Origin of the sequence: Caballeronia sp. SEWSISQ10-4 2, assembly GCF_030464885.1 — a bacterium.
GTDB lineage: Bacteria > Pseudomonadota > Gammaproteobacteria > Burkholderiales > Burkholderiaceae > Caballeronia.
On the sequence record NZ_JALPRJ010000004.1, the window covers coordinates 187,291 to 194,548 of the forward strand.

General features: G+C 54.8%; 8 protein-coding genes. 7 read left to right on the forward strand and 1 reads right to left on the reverse strand.

Annotated features, from left to right (window positions below):
* The first annotated feature begins 131 nt into the window (after nt 1–131).
* Nucleotides 132–1,952 carry a methyl-accepting chemotaxis protein gene (locus tag M0D69_RS04410; RefSeq protein ID WP_301780849.1) on the forward strand — a complete coding sequence of 607 codons (1,821 nt, stop codon included), beginning with the start codon at nt 132–134 and terminating at the stop codon, nt 1,950–1,952.
* Between the two features lie 226 nt (nt 1,953–2,178).
* On the opposite strand, the gene M0D69_RS04415 is transcribed toward M0D69_RS04410, so the two are convergent.
* Nucleotides 2,179–3,081: a LysR substrate-binding domain-containing protein gene (locus tag M0D69_RS04415; protein ID WP_301780850.1), complete on the reverse strand. Its 903-nt coding sequence runs from the start codon at nt 3,079–3,081 to the stop codon at nt 2,179–2,181.
* Nucleotides 3,082–3,423: 342 nt separating this feature from the next.
* Between M0D69_RS04415 and M0D69_RS04420 the strand changes: the two genes are divergently transcribed.
* The 6 genes from M0D69_RS04420 to M0D69_RS04445 all read left to right on the forward strand — a co-directional run.
* A complete protein-coding gene (locus M0D69_RS04420; protein ID WP_301780851.1) occupies nt 3,424–3,711 on the forward strand; it encodes a hypothetical protein in 288 nt (95 codons plus the stop codon).
* A complete protein-coding gene (locus tag M0D69_RS04425) occupies nt 3,708–4,832 on the forward strand; it encodes an FAD-binding oxidoreductase (protein ID WP_301780852.1) in 1,125 nt (374 codons plus the stop codon). Before M0D69_RS04420 ends, M0D69_RS04425 begins: the two co-directional genes overlap by 4 nt.
* The gene (locus M0D69_RS04430; RefSeq protein ID WP_301780853.1) at nt 4,810–5,121 is read left to right on the forward strand and encodes a (2Fe-2S)-binding protein; all 312 of its coding nucleotides are present in this window, start codon (nt 4,810–4,812) and stop codon (nt 5,119–5,121) included. Before M0D69_RS04425 ends, M0D69_RS04430 begins: the two co-directional genes overlap by 23 nt.
* Entirely contained in the window at nt 5,111–6,523 is a 1,413-nt protein-coding gene (locus M0D69_RS04435) for an NAD(P)/FAD-dependent oxidoreductase (RefSeq protein ID WP_367619686.1), read from the forward strand. Before M0D69_RS04430 ends, M0D69_RS04435 begins: the two co-directional genes overlap by 11 nt.
* Nucleotides 6,520–6,879, forward strand: coding sequence for a RidA family protein (locus M0D69_RS04440; RefSeq protein WP_301780855.1), 360 nt, complete (start codon nt 6,520–6,522; stop codon nt 6,877–6,879). Before M0D69_RS04435 ends, M0D69_RS04440 begins: the two co-directional genes overlap by 4 nt.
* Before the next feature lie 126 nt (nt 6,880–7,005).
* The coding region (locus M0D69_RS04445; protein WP_301780856.1) for a hypothetical protein at nt 7,006–7,258 on the forward strand (253 nt) is incomplete at its 3' end.

The following is a 7,258-nucleotide window of genomic DNA, read 5'->3' on the forward strand; positions in this document are numbered from 1 at the left end:
TTTTTGGGCCGTCGACTTTGTCCTGTTTGTATCTGCCAGACTAGTGGACATAGCGTCAGTCGGTCATGAACCACTGCGAAACACGTTAAAAACATAGTTATACTTATTACAGTATTAGTCAGGGGTTTCCAATGCTTTCGTCCATACGTATCCGAATTCTTGTCACCTGCATAGCTATCGTCATCGCAGCACTGGCCATTACCGGCGTCATCAATTGGCTGGTGGCTAGTTCTTTTAATCAAAAGAGCATCGACGAAAATATTTCTGCAATATCCGCCGGCCACGCTTTGGCCATTAGCGACTGGATTCAGGGAAAGTCGAGAATGGTTGCTTCGATCGCACCTGCGCAATTGGACGGGGACACAACAACCGCCGTCACGCAACTTAAGCTAGGCGGGGGCTTCTCAGGGGCCTATGTAGGTTATTCCGATAAACGGGCAACGTTCAGTGCGGGAAATCCCTCTCCTGCTGCGGGCTATGATCCAACCGTGCGTCCTTGGTACAAGCAGGCGGTCGAAGCTGGCAAGCTGACTGTGACGAAACCATATATGGCCTCCTCACTGCATAAGCTGGTAGTGACCTTCGCCCGGCCCATATTGATTGACGGTACACTCACAGGCGTGGTGGGAGCTGATATCCCACTGGATACAGTGAGCGCCAACGTCAACGCGATCCATCCGACTCCAAATAGCTTCGCCTTCGTAACTGACCATAGTGGCATCATTATCGCGCATCCCGATGCGAACTTAAGCTTAAAGGCCGCCACAGATCTCGCCCCTGGTTTGACTGCCCAAACGCTCAATATGCTTGCCGACGCCTCGCAACCGCTAGCAGTCGTAATCGGCGGCGTAACGAAATTGTTGCATGCCGAAAGGATCGATGGCACTGACTGGGAGTTAATTATTGCACTTGATGAATCCGATGTTACAGCTGGAATGCATGCGGCCGCTATTGCCGACTTCATCAGTGTGCTAGTCGTGACGCTTGCAGCCAGCTTGCTTCTCGGTGCACTCACAGCGCCGCCGTTTAAACGCCTATCGCAAGCTCGGGACGCAATGCAGGTGATCGGATCGGGTAGCGGAGACTTAACCAGGCGCTTGCCAATGGTGGGTAACGATGAAGTTGCGGCGATCGCGCGATCATTTAACCTGTTTGTTGACAAGATGACGTCGACACTGGTCGAAATTCGGAACAGCACCGAATCTGTTAAGACCGCCGCTGTGGAAATCTCGCAAGGCAACCAAGATCTTTCAGCTCGAACTGAACACGCCGCGTCGTCGCTGCAGCAGACAGCCGCGTCGATGGAAGAGATCCACGGGACAGTGCGGCAATCGGCCGAATCGGCCACTCATGCTAATCGGTTGGCAAGCGCCGCATCTGACGTGGCAACTCGTGGCGGGGCAGTTGTCGACGAGGTGGTCTCCACTATGGAAGCGATTTCGGATTCGTCTAAGAAGATCTCGGACATTATTGCTGTGATCGACAGCATTGCTTTCCAAACCAATATCTTAGCGTTAAACGCGGCGGTTGAAGCGGCGCGCGCTGGAGAGCAAGGTCGCGGTTTTGCTGTGGTGGCGGGGGAAGTTCGTACGCTCGCGCAACGGAGTGCGCAAGCAGCGAAGGAAATAAAGCTACTTATCATCGACTCGGTAAGCAAGGTTCAATCAGGTTCGGATCTGGTCTCGACGGCGGGTGACACGATGCGCGAACTCGTAAAAAGCGTGCAACAAGTCAGTGGAATCATTGCCGAAATTACAGTGGCGGCCGGCGAACAGAGCACTGGCATTGGACAAGTAAATCAGGCCGTGACGCAACTCGACGAAGTTACTCAGCAAAATGCCTCTCTCGTCGAGGAAGTTTCGGCAACTGCCGGTTCTCTTAAGGATCAGTCAATCAAATTGGCAGAGGTGGTCGGCCGTTTTCGTTTGACGGCAAAGACACCATCGCATTGATGTTTTTAGGGAAAGGTCGATTGAATCAAACAAATCGTTGTCGTTTTACAGCAAGTCTTGGCAAGGACTAGTCATTGAGATTTTTTTAGGTTTCGAAACTAAACCTTCAACTTATTCATAAGTCAGGATGACTATGAAAAAAGTTAAATCTTTCATACGTTGTTCGGCGCGATTCTGTTGATCCTGAATCGTTGTCGGGCGGAAATCCAAAGATTTGGTCTCGCAATCAGTGTCGTTCCTGCGATAGGGTATTTTGAACTTCCTTCGCAAACTCTTTCGCAAGCGTGGAGATTAGGCCACGTTCCGGAAAGATGATGGCAACGCGAGGTGCTATCGCGCCCTCTAGTGGCCTCGTGACCAAATTTCCGCCAGCAAATGACTCAGCCGTCCAAGCGGTGACGATAGAGATGCCCAGCCCTGCGGCCACCAACGCACCCGCGAGAAGCGAGCTTGGGGTCTCAATGACCACGTTAGGAATTGCGCCGGCCTTGGACAAAGCATCGTCTATCTGGTAGCGCACGTAGCTGTGCTGCGAGAGAAGGATCATGCGTTCTTCATGCAGATCAGCGAACCTAATACTTTGCTTTTGCGCCAGACCATGGTTGCGTTGCATGAGAACGACAGAGCTGTCGAATTCAAGCGGCTCGACCACGATTGCAGCTCGGGAGACAGGCAATTCGACAATGCCGACATCGATCTGCCCAGTAGAGACCAATTCAGAAATTTGACGCGAGGGTAGGCTTTGGACTGTAGCCGTCACCGCGGGCCGGGAATCTAGTAGTGCTTTTAGTGCCCTTGGAACGACCGATAGTGACAGCGCGGGCAGAGACGCCACGCGTATCGCTCCAGCTCGCTGGTAACGAATGTCCTGCGCCACCTGTCCGATGCGTTCGACACCGATATAGAGCTTTTCAACCTCCCGATACAAAGTCTGTGCTTCGGCGGTGGGATACAACCGCCGTCCGCGTCGCTCAAAAAGCTTGAAACCCAGTTGCAACTCCAGCAGCGCGATGGTACGGCTCACGGCGGGCTGTGTGATGTTCATAAGGCTCGCAGCGCCAATGACTGTGCCAGTCACCATCACTGCCCGGAACGCCTCGATGTGGCGCACATTTGGAGTGTTCCGCATGTATAACCTCTACGCATATACAAGACCACATTTTTACATATCGGAGTTTTTTTGTGTGCCATAAACTTTGAATATCTTGAGATAGCTCTGATTCTATGTAGAAAATCGGACTGAATTTCTATGGAGACTTACTGATGAATTCATGCCTTTGTGTCATATGCGATGTTCTTATCATGCTGGCAAGTGGATTTGTGCATGCCGATATGCCGTTTACGTCGGGGGGTTATAGCGGCTCTATATAGACACTGATACTCGCTCACACGCTGAATGCGCTTCCCTACGCGTTGCGGTTTTTTGTTGCGTCGGCGGCTGGCTTCGTCCGTACTCTCTGGCGCGCGGCCAATGCTCGGCGCCTTTGGGTGGACATCTGAATTTCCGGTCATTGCGTCTGGTGTGGTAGGAGAATGGTTGGCTGCGTTCATCAGTAGCTCTGACGAACTGGCCATGTCCAGTTTTTGTGTCTCCGGCCGGATTCAGACACTTCCTGTGCGAATCTACAACTCAATTAACGACACAATTGATCCGCTACTTCCTTTGGTCTCTACAGTATTGATTGTTATCACCCACATTCTGATGATAGTGCTTGACCGATTGTTTGGTTTTGACCGCGTTCTCTCTGGAAAGACATGAAACACGAGACTTCAAAGGACACATTGGTAATTGGAGGCGGAGTCATAGGTATGTCCGTCGCGTACGGGTTGGCGCGAGCCGGACAACGAGTGACAGTGCTTGACGAGGGGGATGATGTCTTCCGCGCGGCTCGCGGAAACTTCGGACTGGTTTGGGTTCAGGGCAAAGGGCTCCACAAGCTTGAGTATGCTCGGTGGAGCCAGAGATCCGCATCGCTTTGGTCCTCGTTTGCTGCGGAATTGACCGAGCGCAGCGGCGTTGATCTTGAGCTATCGCAGATTGGCGGCCTACGCCTTGCGTTAAGCGAAGCCGAGCTCACTCGTCACTCAGAGGACTTGGCCAGTATCCGCGATTCGATTGGCGGGACATATCCCTTCGAGCGTCTCGACGAAAAGGAAATTCGGAAGCTCGTGCCCCAAGTCGGGCCAGAGGTCGCCGGGGCAATGTTTTCTCCAATGGACGGGCACGTGAGTCCGCTCAAATTTTTGCACGCGTTATTTAAAGCCTTTTCCAGTCTCGGTGGGCTTCTCCAAGCTGGTGAGGGCGTGGAAGCTATCGAATACCGCGGCCGCGAATTTTATGTCCGAACGGCAAAGAGAAATTACGTTGCGGGCCAAGTTGTACTAGCTGCGGGACTCGGCAATCGTGTGCTAGCCCCACAGGTAGGGCTGAGCGCTCCAGTGCATCCAGAGCGCGGACAGGTCATCGTCACCGAACGCATGCGCCCGTTTCTGCGCTTCCCGACGATCTATGTGCGTCAAACAGGCGAGGGGGTCGTTCAACTCGGGGATTCAAAGGAGGACGTTGGCTTCAACGACAGTACAACTGTGAACGAGCTTGGACGCATCGCCAGAAACGCGGCGCGCTACTTTCCGTTGCTAAACGATGTAAATATCATGCGGACCTGGGGTGCGCTGCGGGTGATGACACCGGATGGGTATCCGGTATATGAGGCATCGAGTGAGTGTCCAGGTGCATATCTGATTACATGTCATAGCGGCATCACGCTCGCGGCAAATCACGCAGGTGACATTGCAGACTGGATTCGGGGAGGATCCGAGCCGTCCGGAATTCAGACTTTTAAGGCAGACCGATTCGATGTTCAAACCTCTTCGCATTGATAGCTCGCGTCGGACCGTCACCCTGACGATGGAAGGGTGCGCTATCCAAGCTCGTGAAGGCGACAGCCTCGCCTTAGCGCTTTTAAGCGCAGGATTCAATCATACGCGTACGACGCCAGTATCAGGCGCCTCACGCGCGCCTCTGTGCCTCATGGGAGTCTGCTTTGAATGCCTCGTAGAGGTCGACGGTCGGCCTAATGTCCAAGCTTGCATGCTGGAAGTACGTGAGGGGATGAGCGTTCGCCTTCAAAATGGAGCCCGCGTGGCGGGAGACTCAAATGACGCATGACCTTATAGTTATCGGTGCAGGGCCTGCCGGAATGGCTGCTGCCACTACTGCTAGCGAGCTCGGTCTGAAGGTCGTGCTTATTGACGAGCAGGCGCGGGCGGGAGGCCAGATTTATCGGAATGTCGGCATTGTCGATGAAACGGTCAAGACGTTGCTTGGTCCAGACTACGCGGCAGGGCGGGCTCTCGTAAACCGTCTTGACCGATCATCCGTGGATGTACGCAGCGGAGCGCTAGTATGGGACATCGCGCAGGACCGTACAGTTAGCCTGCTATCAGCCGGCCTGTCGGAGCGGCTTAGGGCCCACCATGTTCTAATCGCCACCGGAGCGATGGAGCGGCCATCGCCAGTTCCGGGATGGACTTTGCCTGGGGTGATGAACGCTGGCGCCGCGCAGATCGCTCTAAAATCAGGACCGTCCATTCCAGAAGGAAAGATCGTGCTCGCCGGCACGGGCCCTTTACTACTGCTGGTAGCCTGCCAGTTGCTAGCTGCCGGTGCGCAATTGGAAGCTCTGGTTGAGACCGCGCCTCGCGCGAACCTGGCTCTAGCACTGCGCGCTTTACCAGGTGCTTTACGGGCGCCAAAACCACTGATCAAGGGCATACGAATGCTTGCCACGCTGCGCAGTTCAGGTGTTGCCTGGTACAAGCACGCGACGGACCTTGCCATCGACGGCGATCATCGTGCACGATCCCTGAAATTCCTGCACCGTGACAAAAAGGTTGTCGTACCTGCTGACATTGTGCTCCTGCATCACGGCGTCGTATCGAACACGCAGATCACGCGGCTCCTGAGGCTCGAGCACAGCTGGAGCGACGTCCAACTTGGCTGGCACCCGCTGCACGATGGGTGGGGTGCCAGCAAGCTTGATGGCGTCTGGATAGCGGGTGATGGCGCTGCAATCGATGGTGCTCGTGCTGCTGAGGCGAGCGGCTCTATAGCAGCACTCGGCATCGCGCATGCGTTGGGCCGAATCAGCGAGGCAGACCGGAATGATCGTGCCAAGTTGTGGAAGCGCAAGTTAGCACGGGAGCGGGCCGTGCGGCCGTTTCTCGACGCGCTGTATCGGCCGCCCAGATGGGTCGGCTCGCCTCCAGATGAGACACTCGTTTGCCGCTGCGAAGAGGTGACCGCGGGACGGATACGTGAAATGGCACGGATGGGCTGCGCTGGGCCTAACCAAACGAAGTTCTTTAGTCGATGCGGAATGGGTCCGTGTCAGGGGCGGCTTTGCGGCATTACAGTCACACAGATACTTGCGGAAGTAAGAGATGAAAGACCTCAAAGCATTGGAGCTTATCGCGTGAGGGCGCCGATCAAGCCCATTCCTCTTCACTCGCTTGCAGCGATGAATGTTGAAGCGCAAGAACTTCCTATCGATGGAGATTTCTCGGAATGAGTCTCTTGATTGAACGCGCAGGGACAACCCCTCGTATGAGCAAAATCGTGCGGTACGCGGGCATTGTGTACTTATGTGGGCAGACAGCCGTCGGTGCAGCCATCCCTGACATTGCCGCGCAGACTCGGGAGGCACTGGCACGGGTTGACGCACTGCTCACAGAGGTGGGCAGCAATCGTTCGAGGATCCTATCGGCCCTCATACATCTGAAAGATGCGACGCAGTTTAGCGCGATGAATGAGGTCTGGGAATCATGGCCGCCGGTTGATGCCGCGCCCGCCCGCACAACAGTGCAAGCGAGCCTCGCATCCCCCGAACTTCTTTTTGAAATCACCATTACCGCTGCCGCCGGCTAAAGACGGTGGTCAACGCGCGCTATCAGGCGGCAAGGGTGGACGCCGGCGCATTGTCAGTGCGGTGCACTCGCCGTGTGGCATCGGGGCTCAGATTCAATTCGCAACCTTAGAGGTAGTACACGAACCATGGACATTGAGACTCAACTTCAGTTGACCGTTAAGGCGCATCCTAGTCCGACCCCCCCGGAATTGATTGCCGAGAGGCTCGTAGATCCGGTGGATAGCGTCAACCAGAACGTCCGGTTTACCGACAACCATCTTGGCCGGTCGGCGCTGATTGTCGCTGCTAGATTGGCATGGTTGTCGCTCCTTCTTGATCGTTGCTGGTTGATTGACGCCGCCGCTCTTTCTGTTTGTCGTTGGCGTTGCGTCGCCGATA